The 15,836-nt window shown below is 46.8% G+C and carries 12 protein-coding genes; 6 read left to right on the top strand and 6 right to left on the bottom strand.

Translation table 11 applies throughout. The annotated features are described in order from the left end of the window. Positions 1 to 11: 11 nt before the first annotated feature. Positions 12 to 1,841, bottom strand: coding sequence for a translational GTPase TypA (typA, locus tag OU793_RS04380; protein WP_005456840.1), 1,830 nt, complete (start codon positions 1,839 to 1,841; stop codon positions 12 to 14). Positions 1,842 to 2,370: 529 nt separating this feature from the next. Here typA and glnA point away from each other — a divergent pair. The 6 genes from glnA (at position 2,371) to add (ending at position 11,000) form a co-directional block, all read left to right on the top strand. After that, entirely contained in the window at positions 2,371 to 3,780 is a 1,410-nt protein-coding gene (gene glnA / locus OU793_RS04385) for a glutamate--ammonia ligase (protein ID WP_005456818.1), read from the top strand. Positions 3,781 to 3,978: 198 nt separating this feature from the next. Further along, positions 3,979 to 4,560: a DUF4124 domain-containing protein gene (locus OU793_RS04390; protein ID WP_005456803.1), complete on the top strand. Its 582-nt coding sequence runs from the start codon at positions 3,979 to 3,981 to the stop codon at positions 4,558 to 4,560. Between the two features lie 131 nt (positions 4,561 to 4,691). Then, positions 4,692 to 5,738 (top strand): nitrogen regulation protein NR(II), encoded by a 1,047-nt coding sequence (gene glnL, locus OU793_RS04395; RefSeq protein ID WP_005456815.1) that lies wholly within the window; start codon positions 4,692 to 4,694, stop codon positions 5,736 to 5,738. A 58-nt stretch (positions 5,739 to 5,796) separates the two neighbouring features. Continuing rightward, positions 5,797 to 7,200 carry a nitrogen regulation protein NR(I) gene (gene glnG, locus OU793_RS04400; RefSeq protein ID WP_025593269.1) on the top strand — a complete coding sequence of 468 codons (1,404 nt, stop codon included), beginning with the start codon at positions 5,797 to 5,799 and terminating at the stop codon, positions 7,198 to 7,200. 101 nt (positions 7,201 to 7,301) lie between these two features. Next, positions 7,302 to 9,848: an EAL domain-containing protein gene (locus tag OU793_RS04405; protein ID WP_140103058.1), complete on the top strand. Its 2,547-nt coding sequence runs from the start codon at positions 7,302 to 7,304 to the stop codon at positions 9,846 to 9,848. A 147-nt stretch (positions 9,849 to 9,995) separates the two neighbouring features. After that, complete coding sequence (gene add / locus OU793_RS04410) at positions 9,996 to 11,000, top strand: adenosine deaminase (RefSeq protein ID WP_005478706.1); 1,005 nt, start codon at positions 9,996 to 9,998, stop codon at positions 10,998 to 11,000. 70 nt (positions 11,001 to 11,070) lie between these two features. Here the strand turns inward: add and hemN are convergent, their stop codons facing one another. From hemN to OU793_RS04435, 5 genes are all read right to left on the bottom strand, one after another. Then, positions 11,071 to 12,462, bottom strand: a complete 1,392-nt coding sequence (hemN, locus tag OU793_RS04415) for an oxygen-independent coproporphyrinogen III oxidase (protein ID WP_005496689.1) — start codon at positions 12,460 to 12,462, stop codon at positions 11,071 to 11,073. A 185-nt stretch (positions 12,463 to 12,647) separates the two neighbouring features. Further along, positions 12,648 to 13,136 carry a DUF2489 domain-containing protein gene (locus OU793_RS04420; RefSeq protein ID WP_005456843.1) on the bottom strand — a complete coding sequence of 163 codons (489 nt, stop codon included), beginning with the start codon at positions 13,134 to 13,136 and terminating at the stop codon, positions 12,648 to 12,650. 7 nt (positions 13,137 to 13,143) lie between these two features. Beyond that, positions 13,144 to 13,686, bottom strand: a complete 543-nt coding sequence (gene yihI / locus OU793_RS04425; protein WP_015296069.1) for a Der GTPase-activating protein YihI — start codon at positions 13,684 to 13,686, stop codon at positions 13,144 to 13,146. Then, positions 13,686 to 14,324 carry a class I SAM-dependent methyltransferase gene (locus OU793_RS04430; protein ID WP_180793841.1) on the bottom strand — a complete coding sequence of 213 codons (639 nt, stop codon included), beginning with the start codon at positions 14,322 to 14,324 and terminating at the stop codon, positions 13,686 to 13,688. Before OU793_RS04430 ends, yihI begins: the two co-directional genes overlap by 1 nt. Positions 14,325 to 15,122: 798 nt before the next feature. Beyond that, the gene (locus tag OU793_RS04435) at positions 15,123 to 15,740 is read right to left on the bottom strand and encodes a cytochrome c (protein WP_005478649.1); all 618 of its coding nucleotides are present in this window, start codon (positions 15,738 to 15,740) and stop codon (positions 15,123 to 15,125) included. Positions 15,741 to 15,836 lie beyond the last annotated feature (96 nt).

Consider the following 15,836-nt stretch of genomic DNA (forward strand, 5'->3'; position numbering starts at 1 on the left):
GCTACAGCAAATTATTTTGCTGAACGTGAAGCACGCTTACGGTCGCTTTCCGTTAGGAATTTCTTACGGATACGGATGCTTTCAGGTGTGACTTCTACTAGTTCGTCGTCATCGATGAATTCTAGAGCTTGTTCTAGAGTCATAACGATTGGCGGAGTAAGAACCTGTGCGTCATCTGTACCAGATGCACGAACGTTGGTTAGCTGCTTACCTTTCAGTGCGTTTACTGTTAGGTCATTGTCGCGGCTGTGAATACCGATAACCATGCCTTCGTAAACTTCTACACCGTGACCGATGAATAGACGACCACGCTCTTGAAGGTTGAACAATGCGTTCGTTAGTGCTTTACCAGCTGCGTTCGCGATAAGTACACCGTTAACACGTTGACCGATGTTACCGCCTTTGTGAGGGCCGTAATGATCGAACGTATGGTAAAGAAGACCAGAACCAGAAGTTAGTGTCATGAATTCCGTTTGGAAACCGATCAGACCACGAGATGGCATGATGAAGTCCATACGTACACGGCCTTTGCCGTCTGGAGCCATATCTTTTAGCTCACCTTTACGTAGCCCGATGTTCTCCATGATACCGCCTTGGTGCTCTTCCATAACGTCGATAGTTACGGTTTCGAACGGTTCCATTAGCTGACCATCTTCTTCTTTGATGATTACTTCTGGACGAGATACTGCTAGCTCGAAGCCTTCACGACGCATGTTTTCGATCAGGATAGATAGGTGAAGTTCACCACGGCCTGATACGCGGAATTTGTCTGGATCGTCTGTTTGCTCAACGCGTAGTGCAACGTTGTGTACCAGTTCTTTCTCTAGACGCTCAAGGATGTTACGTGAAGTTACAAACTTACCTTCTTTACCAGCGAATGGAGACGTGTTTACTTGGAACGTCATCGTTACTGTTGGTTCATCAACAGACAGTGCAGGTAGTGCTTCTACTGCGTTTTGTGCACAGATAGTGTCAGAGATTTTTAGCTCGCCAAGACCAGTGATCGCAATGATATCACCTGCGTTAGCTTGCTCAACTTCGTGACGCTCTAGGCCTAGGTAGCCCATTACTGTGCCAACTTTACCGTTACGAGTTTTACCGTCAGCACCAATGATAGTTACTTGTTGGTTTGCTTTAACGCTACCACGAGTTACACGAGCAACACCGATAACACCAACGTAAGAGCTGTAGTCTAGCTGAGAAACTTGCATCTGTAGTGGACCATCAAGGTCAACATTTGGTGCGTCAACAACATCAACGATAGTTTGGAATAGTGGTTCCATGTTCTCGCCAGTTTCGCCTTCTTCTAGAGAAGCCCAACCGTTAAGTGCTGATGCGTAAACCACTTTAAAGTCTAGCTGGTCATCAGTTGCACCTAGGTTGTCGAATAGGTCGAACACTTGGTCCATAACCCAATCAGGACGAGCGCCTGGGCGGTCAATCTTGTTGATTACAACGATTGGCTTAAGACCGTGCGCAAATGCTTTTTGCGTTACGAAGCGCGTTTGTGGCATTGGGCCGTCAACCGCGTCAACGATAAGTAGTACAGAGTCTACCATCGACATGATACGTTCTACTTCACCACCGAAGTCCGCGTGTCCCGGAGTATCTACGATGTTGATACGGTAATCGTTCCAGTTAATTGCTGTGTTTTTAGCAAGGATTGTAATACCGCGCTCTTTCTCGATGTCGTTCGAGTCCATGACTCGCTCTTCAGCTTCACCGCGAGACTCTAGCGTGCCTGATTGTTGTAGCAGCTTGTCAACCAACGTTGTTTTACCGTGGTCAACGTGCGCGATAATCGCGATATTTCTTAATTTATCAATCTGTGGAGTAGCCATGGATATTGATTCACTTAGATAGATGAAATGCCCCCACGCTGAGAACGGGTGCTCTCTGGTGACATTTGCTGATTAAAAAAACGGCCATAATGTACCAGATTTTAGCAAAAAGCCTAGAAATATGTGATCTACTCCCGAGCATTTCTGTGAATTTTACGCTTAATGCCCACTTTCTTCCGCTGAACGAATTGATAAAACACAACTTTATTCTAATCGTTGCACAATACAAATTGACTCTTGCTCAAAAACTGGGCTGAATAAGCAATGCTGCTGTCACATTGTGGTGCAACAATCTTAATGCGCACCACTTTAGTGCAAGCGTAGATCATTTTGGTGCAAGCATTTGCACCAAACTAGCATCTAAAAACACAATTCATTGAAATTAATGGAATATTTTTTTTGGCACGGTTTTGGCTTTAGTAAACACAGCATCGATTAATGAAAAGTCAAAAAGATTAATCAATGCCGGGTTCATGAATATTTCATAAATCGAGCTTTTACCGCTTATTAACACTGGAGGTTATCCAAGATGTCAGTAGAAAACGTTCTATCGCTGATCCAAGAAAACGAAGTAAAGTTTGTTGACCTACGCTTCACTGATACAAAAGGTAAAGAGCAGCACATTTCGATTCCTGCTCACCAAATCGATGCAGACTTCTTCGAAGAAGGTAAAATGTTCGATGGTTCATCAGTTGCTGGCTGGAAAGGCATCAACGAGTCAGACATGGTAATGATGCCAGACGCATCTTCAGCTGTGCTTGACCCATTCACGGAAGATGCAACGCTAAACATCCGTTGTGACATCCTAGAACCTGCAACAATGCAAGGTTACGACCGTGACCCACGCTCTATCGCAAAACGCGCTGAAGACTACATGCGCTCAACAGGTATCGCAGATACAGTGCTTGTTGGTCCTGAGCCAGAATTCTTCCTATTCGATGACGTGAAGTTCTCTAACGACATGTCAGGTTCCTTCTTCAAGATTGACGACATCGAAGCAGCATGGAACACAGGCAGCGACATCGAAGGCGGTAACAAAGGTCACCGTCCTGGCGTTAAAGGCGGTTACTTCCCAGTAGCTCCTGTTGACTCTTCTCAAGACATCCGCTCTGCAATGTGTCTAATCATGGAAGAAATGGGCCTAGTTGTTGAAGCGCACCACCACGAAGTGGCGACTGCGGGTCAAAACGAAATCGCAACTCGTTTTAATACGCTAACAACGAAAGCTGACGAAATCCAAATTTACAAATACGTAGTACATAACGTTGCTCACGCATTTGGTAAAACAGCGACATTCATGCCTAAACCACTCGTTGGCGACAACGGCTCTGGCATGCACGTTCACCAATCTCTAGCAAAAGACGGCGTTAACCTGTTTGCTGGCGACAAGTACGGCGGTCTATCTGAAACAGCGCTTTACTACATCGGCGGTATCATCAAACACGCTCGTGCAATCAACGCGTTTGCTAACCCATCAACAAACTCGTACAAGCGTCTTGTACCTGGATTTGAAGCACCAGTTATGCTTGCTTACTCTGCACGTAACCGTTCAGCTTCTATCCGTATCCCAGTGGTACCAAGCCCGAAAGCACGTCGTATCGAAGCTCGCTTCCCAGATCCAGCAGCAAACCCATACCTAGCGTTTGCTTGTCTACTGATGGCTGGTCTTGACGGTATCAAGAACAAGATCCACCCAGGCGAAGCGATGGACAAAGACCTTTACGATCTACCAGCAGAAGAAGCAGCTGAGATTCCTAAAGTGGCTGAGTCTCTAGAAGTGGCTCTAAATGCACTAAACGAAGACCGTGAGTTCTTAACTGCGGGCGGCGTATTCTCTGACGACTTTATCGATTCTTACATCGCACTTAAGTCAAAAGACGTTGAGCGCATCAACATGGCAACTCACCCACTTGAGTTCGAACTTTACTACTCTGTATAAGGTTCAAACTGTGTAAAATGTAAACACAGTAACAAAATATTAGGCTCGCCTCGCAGGCGGGCCTTTTTTGTATTCGTCAGTCAAGATTCGCCGTTTAACATGAGGGGATAATAAAAATACGCTTGGGCTATTTTTACCTTGTAGGTCAAAGGCCTAAGCCATTGAAACGTGAAATCATCGATCAAAAGAAGGTGAGCCATGAAAGTTCAGCTTATTCCATCGCTATGTATACTCAGCGGCACGCTACTGGCCTCTGTAGCCTCGGCTCAGGTCGCTTATACTTGGGTAGACGAAAACGGCGTAGTGCACTTCAGTGACACCCCAAACCAAGGTGCGAAGACCATCGCATTGCCCAATCTTGAAGCCAGTGCACCAGCACCAGAAGTCGAGAGCACGGAATCACTTGCGCCACAAGCCAAAGCAGCCCCCGAACCAGAAGAAGAGCCAGAAAAGAAAACGGATAAGCCTCAACCTTTGCAGCTGGCGATGCTCACACCTCAACACAATGAAACCATTCGTAGTAATCGTGGCTTGATCAATATCCAGCTGGAAGCCAATCGTAAGCTGGGCATTGGTGAACAACTGCAACTGTTCTTCGATGGGAAACCTTATGGCGCACCTCAAACGCAGCTCACTTGGCAATTAAACAACATCGATCGCGGCACACATACTATCGCGGTTCATGCTAAACGAAGCGGCAAGCTTATTGCATCTACTAGCCCTATAACGGTGCATTTACATAGAGCAAGCGTTAAGCCGACCGTAAAAGGGGCAAAATAGAAAATCGGAGTAAAAAAGTCGCATCACAATGAGGCTTTTTACTTTTTCTTCTGAGCTTTCTTCGCCATACTTAACGTTCTATTGCACCATTATTGTGCATTGCACAATCTCAACGCAAACAAGGACGTAATGTGGATACCAGTCTCCCTAGTGCCATACTCAACAACATGGTCACAGCAACGCTGATTCTTGATGATGGATTGGCCATCCGCTATGCCAATCCAGCCGCTGAGCTGTTGTTTTCGCAAAGCGCCAAACGCATTGTCGAACAATCGCTTTCTCAACTGATTCAGCATGCATCGTTGGACTTGGCCTTACTGACTCAGCCATTGCAAAGTGGTCAAAGCATTACCGACAGTGACGTGACGTTTGTCGTCGATGGTCGTCCGCTAATGCTGGAAGTCACGGTAAGTCCAATCACTTGGCAACGACAGCTCATGCTGTTGGTTGAAATGCGCAAAATAGATCAACAACGACGCCTCACTCAAGAGCTCAACCAACACGCACAGCAACAAGCCGCCAAACTGCTCGTGCGCGGTTTAGCTCATGAGATCAAAAATCCACTTGGCGGATTACGCGGTGCGGCGCAGCTGCTGGAAAAAATGTTGCCCGATCCATCGTTAACCGAATACACCCACATCATTATCGAACAAGCCGATCGACTAAGAGCATTAGTCGACCGCCTACTTGGCCCACAGAAACCGGGCAAAAAGACACAAGAAAATCTGCACCAAATTCTGGAGAAAGTACGCCAATTGGTCGAGTTAGAATCTCAAAACTCGATCATCATCGAACGCGACTACGACCCGAGCTTGCCTGAGATTTTGATGGATGCGGATCAAATAGAACAAGCGATGCTGAACATCGTCAGCAACGCGGCACAAATTCTTGCTCATCAAGAGCACGGCAACATCACCATTCGCACCAGAACGGTGCATCAAGCCAACATTCATGGCAAACGCTGCAAATTAGCGGCGCGCGTCGAGATCACTGATAACGGGCCGGGCATTCCACCAGAATTACAGGACACCTTGTTTTATCCCATGGTCAGCGGGCGCGAAGGCGGCACCGGACTTGGGTTGTCCATCTCACAAAATTTGATCGACCAGCACAACGGAAAAATCGACGTTGAAAGCTGGCCTGGCCACACCACTTTTACAATATATTTGCCGATTTGACCTCACGAATGGATTTCGTTGAGCGCCAATTTACGGTTTTTGCTGCAAGGATTAGTACATGAGTAAAGGATATGTTTGGGTCGTCGATGACGACAGTTCGATTCGCTGGGTGATGGAGAAAACGCTCTCCTCAGCCAACATAAAATGCGAAACCTATGCCGATGGGGAAAGCGTTTTGATGGCGCTTGAGCGCGAAGTGCCAGACGTACTGGTGTCTGATATTCGCATGCCCGGCATCGACGGATTAGAACTGCTCAAGCAAGTGCAACGTGATTACCCTGATTTACCCGTGATCATCATGACCGCGCATTCCGACTTAGATGCTGCCGTCAACGCCTATCAAAAAGGCGCGTTCGAGTACCTGCCAAAACCGTTTGATATCGATGAAACCTTAACGCTGGTCGAACGTGCGATTGCCCACAGCCATGAAAACAAACGCGAGCAATTGTCTTCAGAAGATACCCCGGCCGACACGCCAGAGATCATCGGTGAAGCGCCAGCAATGCAGGAAGTGTTCCGCGCTATTGGCCGCCTTTCTCGCTCGTCGATTTCCGTTCTGATCAACGGTGAGTCCGGTACGGGTAAAGAGCTGGTTGCTCATGCCCTTCACCGCCATAGCCCTCGCGCCAACAAACCTTTTATCGCTCTCAATATGGCCGCGATTCCAAAAGACTTGATTGAGTCTGAGTTGTTCGGTCACGAAAAAGGCGCATTTACGGGCGCGAACAGTGTTCGTCAAGGCCGCTTCGAGCAAGCCAACGGAGGCACGCTCTTTTTGGACGAAATCGGGGACATGCCGCTGGATATCCAGACACGTTTGCTGCGCGTGTTGGCGGATGGCCAGTTCTACCGTGTTGGTGGTCACTCTCCGATTCGTGTCGATGTACGTATTGTCGCCGCCACGCACCAAAACCTCGAAAAGCTGGTACACCAAGGCGATTTTCGTGAAGACTTGTTCCACCGCTTGAACGTCATTCGCGTACAAATTCCTGCGCTTCGTGAACGCAAACAAGACATTGAAAAGCTCACACAACACTTTCTGGTACGCGCCGCAGATGAGCTTGGAGTGGAAACCAAAACCTTGCACCCGTCGACGGTCGAAATTCTCAATCGACTCAATTGGCCGGGCAACGTACGTCAGCTAGAAAACATTTGTCGCTGGTTAACCGTGATGGCGAGTGGCAGTGAAGTATTACCGAACGATTTGCCTTCAGAGCTTTTGGAAGAGAAGAAAACCGTTTCGGATTCAACCAAAGGTAGCTGGCAAGAACAATTGGCGGACTGGGCACGTCAATCGCTCGCTGCGGGGGATAAAGAACTACTTTCTTTCGCATTACCAGAATTTGAGCGCATTTTATTAGAAGCTGCACTGGAGCACACTAAAGGTCACAAGCAAGATGCCGCTAAAGTATTAGGCTGGGGACGCAATACGCTAACCAGAAAGTTAAAAGAGTTGTACTGACCGTCACTTAAGCAGTGAGTTAACAATGAGAGTGCTTATCGCTCGATATTAACAGAAATGTCAGTACAATTAAGGTGAACCATCCCTAATGTGACTAGGCAATGTCTACTGCAAAGACTCAAATTACACTACGTACTGCTGTACTCATCCCTTTTGTGATGATTTTCTTACTGGCTATCGGTGTGATTGTCTACGTCCAAAAACAAAGCTATGAAGAGGTGGTGACCGACATCAGCGATAAACAGCTGTCGGTGTTGACCGAAAGTGTCTACGACCACCTCAATAGTTATCTGCGAAAGCCGTTTACGGCGGTGATGACACTTGCTCATAACGTGAGTTATCACAACCTGTACCATCCCCATGATACGCGAGATGTCCAAGCCTACTTATTGAGCGCGTTTCAGAACCTATACCGTTCTATTCCGCAGCTGGACGTGATTGCTTTTGGTTCGGAAACTGGCGATTTCGCGGGTTTTCGTCGCGAGATCTCCGACGATTACACCTTGATGGTTCAAGATAAATACACCGATGGTAAGTTAATCATCTACGGCACAGATCATGTCAGTAACGATATTCGTACTGTCATCACGCCTTACGATCCAAGAACTCGTCCTTGGTATCAACCTGTCGCCAAAGACGAAAAACCGATGTGGTCAAAAATCTACACCAATGCGGATGAACGCCAAGACATCACCTTATCTGCTATGACACCGGTGTACGAACACCAAGAATTTGCGGGCGTATTGGTGACAGACATTCGTATCAATACCTTCAACGAGTTTCTCCGCGTCATCAAGAAGAACACCAAAGCATCGGTCTTTATCATGGACCAAGAACACCGATTAGTGGCACATTCTGGCCCAGGCAGCGTAGTGTCTTGGGGCACAAAGTTTTCGGATAAAGGCCAACGCTTGTTCGCCTCTGAAAGCGCAGACCCGATCATCAAAATCAGCGCCTCCCGCGTGCGTGGTTTTGACTTGTACCATACAGACCAACCGTATACGTTTGAGTTTGATCACAGCGGCCAACGTATTTTTAGCCGCATCACGCCCTACTACGATCCAAACGGTTTAACTTGGTTCATCGGCACTTCTATCTCGGAATCTGATTTGCTTGGCCTCTTACCGAAAAGCCAAGAGAAAAGCTGGATTGTTGGTATCGTCGTCAGCTTGTTTGGTATCGGCTTTAGTTGGGTCATATTCGAACGCGTGACTCGACCAATCAACGCTACTGCCGATGCGGCTCAACACCTAGCAAATGGCGATTGGGATAGCTCAATGCCCCAACCTGGCCGTGTGTACGAAACGACCGTGCTCGCAAAAGCCTTTAATGAAATGGCCAGCAACCTCAAAGCCTCATTTAAGGCGCTGCGCGATCAGCTAGTGTATGACTCATTGACTCGACTCTACAGCCGCCAAGGATTAATCGAAATCTGCGAAAACAAACCCAATTTGTGTCACGGTAGTTTGTTCTTATTGGGGATCAACAAATTTAGAGATATCAACGACAGCGTGGGACACCACAATGGTGATCAGCTGTTGGTTAGCATCGCAGAAAGGCTGAAGCAACAATTCCCAGACAACACCATGCTGGCCCGAATTGGTGGCGATGAATTTGCGCTGTTTATGCCAGATATGGATAAAGACGAAGACATCCGTTTAACAGAGCGTCGCCTACAACAACTGTTCGCAGCACCATTTATGGTTGAAGGTGAAAGCGTGGTGATGAAGATCTCACTAGGGATTGTGCAAACCAAGCATGGTGAGAACATGCCGCTTTGGCTACGCAATGCCAGCATTGCTCTGAGCTACGCAAAGCAAGATCCACTGACGGGCATTTGTTACTACAGCCCAGAACTCGCGAGCGCATCGAAGTTTCGTACTCAGCTGCTCACGAAGATGCAAACGGGCATCGACAAGCGCGAATTTGTGCCTCATTATCAGCCGATCATCGATCTCGCGAGTGGTAACGTATGTGGCGCCGAAGCCCTAGCTCGCTGGAATAGCGAAAGCGGTATGATTTCACCATTAGATTTCATCCCAATCGCGGAGGAAAGCGGCATGATCAAAGCCATTGGCCAACAAATCTTGCTGCAAGCGTGCCGAGACACATACAAAGCCATCGAGAACAAACAGTGGCCGTCAGACTTCCAATTGCACGTGAACATCTCGGTCAATCAGCTCTCCTGCCCGGCATTTGTCAACACCGTGACACGAGTGCTGGATGTCACCAAGCTGCCCGCCAAAAACCTCACATTAGAGATCACCGAGTCGCGCATTATTGATAGCGCACCAACGACTCTGGAAAACATGACGAAGTTGCGTGATATGGGCATTGGCATTGCCATTGACGATTTTGGTACGGGTTACTCTTCCCTTGGTTATCTGCATTCACTGCCGTTCACCTGCTTGAAGATCGATCGCACGTTCATCAATCAGCTCACCAAAGAAAACCTCGACAGCTCAGTAGTAGCCGCAGTGATCAATATCACCGCAGGATTAAAAACCAATGTCGTGGCAGAAGGTGTAGAAGACAGCACGCAAGCGCAACTGTTGCGCTCGCTGGGCTGCCATCAAGTCCAAGGTTTCTATTACAGTCGCCCAATTCCTCTGGATGAATGGCCAACACATTTGGTTAACATGAAGTAGAAAAGAGCGAGAATCGTTGAATTCCTAGTCATCCTCTACTGACAATCTACCTAACTGTTATTTATACTTAACTGCAAATCTTACCCATGTATTGTCACAGATAATGTTTGGGCCCTGTTCCAGTTCATAACTATCCGGATCGACATAATGATAACTAAGAATCTTCCTCTAACTGATTTGCACCGCCACCTTGACGGTAACATTCGTACTAAGACTATCCTTGAGCTTGGCCAAAAATTTGGCATTGCTCTGCCAGCGTACGATATTGAGTCTCTCACTCCACACGTTCAAATTGTCGAAGCGGAACCATCTCTTGTTGCTTTCCTTTCTAAGCTTGACTGGGGCGTAGCAGTACTGGGCGATCTTGACGCTTGTCGTCGCGTTGCTTATGAAAACGTTGAAGATGCGCTAAACGCACAAATTGATTACGCCGAACTGCGTTTCTCACCATACTACATGGCGATGAAACACAAACTGCCAGTCGCTGGCGTGGTTGAAGCGGTTGTCGATGGCGTACAAGCAGGCATGCGCGACTTTGGCATCAAAGCGAACCTTATCGGTATCATGAGCCGCACATTTGGCACAGATGCATGTCAGCAAGAACTGGATGCCATTCTAAGCCAGAAAGACCACATCGTAGCAGTAGACCTTGCAGGTGATGAGCTTGGCCAACCGGGCGAGCGCTTTGTCTCTCACTTCAAACAAGTGCGTGATGCAGGCCTAAACGTGACAGTTCACGCTGGTGAAGCGGCGGGCGCTGAAAGCATGTGGCAAGCCATTCAAGAGCTTGGTGCAACGCGTATCGGCCACGGTGTGAAAGCGATTCACGATCCAAAACTGATGGATTACCTAGCGGAAAACCGTATCGGTATCGAATCGTGCCTGACGTCGAACTTCCAAACCAGTACGGTCGATTCTCTAGCAAATCACCCACTGAAACAGTTCCTAGACCACGGCGTTCTAGCGTGTCTAAATACGGATGATCCTGCGGTAGAAGGTATTGAGCTACCTTACGAATACGAAGTGGCGGCGCCAGCAGCCGGCCTGAGCCAAGAGCAGATTCGCCAAGCGCAAATCAATGGCCTTGAGCTTGCTTTCATTTCTGATGCAGAAAAAGCAGAACTGAAAGAAAAAGTTAAAGATCGCGTTTAATCAGCGCAAAAATTAAAAAAAATGCCAGCATTTGCTGGCATTTTTTGTATTTGGAATCGGCAAGCGATGATCAAATCACGCGAGAGAATTGCTGCTGACGCGCTTTTGCTCGCAGATATTTATCGAAGCTCATACAGATGTTACGAATAAGCAGGCGACCACGCAGTGTTACTCGAATTTCATTGTCATCCACTTCCACCAACTCATCATTGATGAACGTTTGCAGCAATTGCAGGTCTTCTTTGAAGTACTGATCAAATTTCACTCTGAATTCAGATTCGATCGCTTTTTTATCAAGCTTAAAGTTACAAATCAGCTGCTTAATGACTTCACGACGGAGCAAGTCATCCGAATCGAGTGAGACACCTTTCCACAATGCGTGGCGAAGGTCATTTACTTGAGCGTAGTACTTCTTGAGCTCTTTTTGGTTTTGCGCGTACGCATCACCAATCATTGAAATCGCAGAAACACCAAAGCCCACCAAGTCACATTCACCTTGAGTGGTGTAGCCTTGGAAGTTGCGATGCAACACACCTTCGCGCTGCGCAACGGCGAGTTCGTCGTCAGGCATCGCAAAATGGTCCATGCCGATGAACTGGTAGCCAGCACCCGTCAAAGTTGCGATCGTGTCTTGGAGAATCGCCATTTTCTCTTCTGCTTTTGGCAAATCTTCGTCTTTAATCTTACGCTGCGCAGCAAACAATTGCGGCATGTGTGCGTAGTTAAAGACCGACAGACGACCCGGCTGCATTTCCAGCACTTGTTCTAACGTCTTCGCAAAAGAGGCTTTGGTCTGCTTCGGCAAACCGTAGATCAAATCGAGGTTGGTCGAACGGAAACCCAACTCTTTCGCACGTGCCACCATCGCAAAGATGAATTCTTCATCTTGTTCACGATTCACCAGTTTTTGCACTTCTTTGTTGAAGTCCTGAACGCCGATGCTCAGGCGGTTGAAGCCTTCACTACGAAGGTGATCCAACATGGTGATCTGAATTTCACGCGGGTCTACTTCAATGCTGATTTCTGCATCATCACTGAATGTAAATTCTTGGCGTAGCAAGTTCATCACGCGAGTGATTTGCTTTTCAGATAGAAACGTCGGTGTACCACCACCAAAATGCAATTGCGTCACGGTGCGACCAACGAGCAATGCAGCACGTTGACGAATTTCGTGTTCAAGCACGTCGAGGTATTCATCCGCTTTGTGCGAGTGGCGTGTAATGACTTTATTACAACCACAGTAGTAGCAAAGCTTATGGCAAAACGGAATGTGTACGTACAGCGATAACGGACGCTCTGGGTACTGAGTGCATGCCATATCATAGTCTGAGATGGTAAACGCTTCATGAAACTCCAGCGCCGTTGGGTACGACGTATAGCGAGGACCGGAATAGTTGTACTTATCCAATACCGCTTGATCCCAGACGATTTGCTGTTTCGATTCAGTGTGTTGATTCGACATGGTGGTACTTTCCGTTAAATGCTAGGGCAACGAAAGCCGTCACCCGATATTCAGAATCGCTATTTTGCCATACGACGATGGCAACCGTGGCAACACCTGATGGCTTTTTAATTATAAATCCAAAGAAGTGCTAGCGTGATCACGATAGCCCCAATGGTCATAAAACAAACCAATGGGGATTATCGTTAAAGCATCTGAATATTGATTTGATTATTCAGTGGCTGGACGTTTTTCTGCAACACTTTGAGTTCCTCGATGATCGCATCTGTTAAGCGGCTTTCCGCTTTCTGACGCGTCAAGTTCTGTTGCATACGTTCTTTCTTGGCAAGTTGCTGACGATCTTCACCGCGCGCCATATCTTTTACGATATGGTAAAGCTCGGAAATTGCAGGGTACACTTCGTCGAAGTTCACACGATTCTCACCTTGAACATAATCCATGATGCAGTACACGCGAATACTGATTTCCGACAAATCGCACTGGCCTTGAATGCCTGCCTGACACAAGGTATGCACATTCTCAAAAATGTTGGCATTACGTTTATCAATCGCCAACTTTTGATGCTTCAGTTGCAATTCCTTTTGCTTTTTCAATTGAAGCAGAAGGTAACCTGCATAAGAAGCCAGCGCGATAATGATCACTGCACCCGCAATAGCTAATAAGGTTACATTCATGGCTTAATTATCCTTTGTAGTCGTCGAAGTTAATATCGTCGAAATCCGCTAATAAATCATCGTCATTACGAGAACCTTTCGCAGAAGAAACGGTAAAATCTTCCTCTTCTTCAGGTTCTAGCAGACCAAGTTGGTCCATTAGCTTTTCAATACGATCAAGCTTCTCATCCACGTATTTTTGTAGACCTGTACCTAGGTTTTCACCCGCTTCAATGCGATCCAACAACACGTTCAATTGCGCGTCATTTTCTAGCATTTCTAGCTCTTGTTCCGCAGATAGACGACGCTCTTGCTTCGTCATCTTCTTCACTGGTTCAACAATCAGAGGGATCTTCTTCTTGCTGCCTAAGCGTGGGTCACGATTTTGCGCAGAAGATTGCTTTTTCTGTTCGTTAACTTCTGAGTTGCGGCTACCTGTCTTCAAGCCTTTACGCTTTTTCGCGCGCTTGCGTAGACGGCCTTCAACGTCAGATTCGGTACGGTTACGAGTTACAACAAACTCAGGTGCGCCAGCGGCACCCGGCTTTCTAGATTTCTTTTTACGGCTCATTACTGGGTCTTCCTCAGTAAAATTACATCATTACCAATAAATTCGAGTTCGAGCTTATCCCGCTCAGCAAGGAACTGGAAGGTATCGCGGCTAAAGAACACCACGTGAGTTGGGTCATTCTTATAGTGCCATGATTTAAAAGCCTCCACGTCGATGACCATTTTCGTCATCAGGCCAATCCAGCCCCCTGGCTTAACTAAATTCAACCATTGCTTCCACACCACATCAGGGTGGTAGAGGTGCTCTATCACCTCTGTCGCTGTCATGAAGTCATACTGCTTTTCTAGCACCGCAGTATCTGGGTGATAGTAAATATCGTACAACGCCATGTTGTGCCCTGCTTCTTCTAGCATTAAGGAAAGCGTCGGGCCCGGACCACAACCAAAGTCGATTCCGTTCGATTGTGGTGAAATTCGCTCTGTGATTGGGTCAGCAATACGCGACAAAAAACGTCGATAGCCCATATCTTCTGGGTTGTTCTCATGCAAATCATAGTGAGCTTTTTCAGTTTCCGCATCCAAACGTTGGTCTGGATTAACGAATACCAAGTAGCACTGATCACATTGAAGATATTCGCGATGCTTATCTTCAAAATAGTGACGAGTATACTGATTGTGGCATAAAGGACAGGTATGCATGCTGACTTCCTCAAACAGGGATGCGAAACATACCAGAAAGTGAACTCAGATTGGAGAGGCACTGAATACTTTTTCAGCAGTTTTTGTTAAAAAACTTTGTTTAAGAACCCATCGAAAGGCATCAGTGTAGTAATCCCTCTTCAGATTGGTGGTTGCCGAGAAAAAACGGCATAAAAAAAGCGACAGTCAAACTGTCGCTTTCTAAGTGCCATCAAGTGGCGAAACTGTGTTGCACGCATTTAGTGCACCAAGAATCCTTTTGTTTTTCGTGCTTTCCTTGCCAAAAAGTGTTGTTTTTCATCTTCCTGATGAGTTTTGGCTATCCCTTTACTTCCTGTCTTCTGAGCAACTTCCTGTGCCTGATCCTTTCCACTGTCTTAACCATAAGACGAGATGACCATCCGTATCGAGCAGGCTCCTTGCCTACCTAATTCCGTTTTCCGATCACCAAGCTATCCTAGCTTGCGTCCATGAAGACCTTGAATCCGTGGTCTGAAATCCTGCAATTCACCCCCTGTGAACGCTTTCTACTTTACGTAATCCCGACGCACTCACAAGTTAGCAGCAGGAAATATTAGCGATGATTTTTTCGCAAAAATTAAAAACATCAATTAATCAAAAGGTTAAAAATAAGAAGAAGACATTCGCAATCGAAGGTATGGCAAATGTCTTACAAGCTTTCGAGCAGATATCGATGACACCCTCAAAAATCATGTGTGAGCCACATCACCAACAAAAATGCCCCAGCGAAATCGCTGGGGCATTTTTGTACAACTTTGCTCGAACTATGTAGGGGTATCAGTGCAGACCGCCAACGTATTTCGACAGAACTTCGATATCTTCATCTGTCATTTTCTTCGCGATGTCACGCATCATGGCATTCATATCGTTGCCACGGTTACCATCACGGAATTTTTCTAACTGAGCTTTGATGTAGTCAGCGTGCTGACCAGAAATTTTAGGGAAACCTGAAAGCTCAGTACCGTTACCACGCGGACCGTGACATGCCATACATGCCGTTAGACCACGCTCTGCATCACCCGCGGTGTAAAGCACTTTACCTTTTGCTACCACATCTTCAGGTGTCGAGCTTTCTGAAGTTGGTAGAGAAGAGTAGTATGCTGCAAGATCTGCGATGTCTTCATCGCTTAGCGGCATTGCCATGCCACTCATTACAGGATCGTAACGACCTTGTTTACCACCACTTGTCATACCTAGCTTAAGATCTTTTAACTGCTTCTCAAGATACTTAGCGTGTTGGCCTGCTAGTTTAGGGTACATTGCGATTGCACTGTTGCCATCTGCTCCGTGACAGGCGACACAGGTTTGTGATTTTGCTTTACCAGCCTCAATATTACCTTGGGCCCATACTGAGCAACTGGCTAAAAGACTCAAAATTAGCGCTAATTTCTTCATGACATTCCATTATAATTATCAAGCTTCCAGTACCACGGAATGTGAACATACCGCGTACACTCATGGTACAATAGGCGACCTTATGCCGAGCACGGT

The organism is Vibrio sp. VP6, assembly GCF_028823755.1.
In the GTDB taxonomy this organism is placed as follows: domain Bacteria; phylum Pseudomonadota; class Gammaproteobacteria; order Enterobacterales; family Vibrionaceae; genus Vibrio; species Vibrio parahaemolyticus.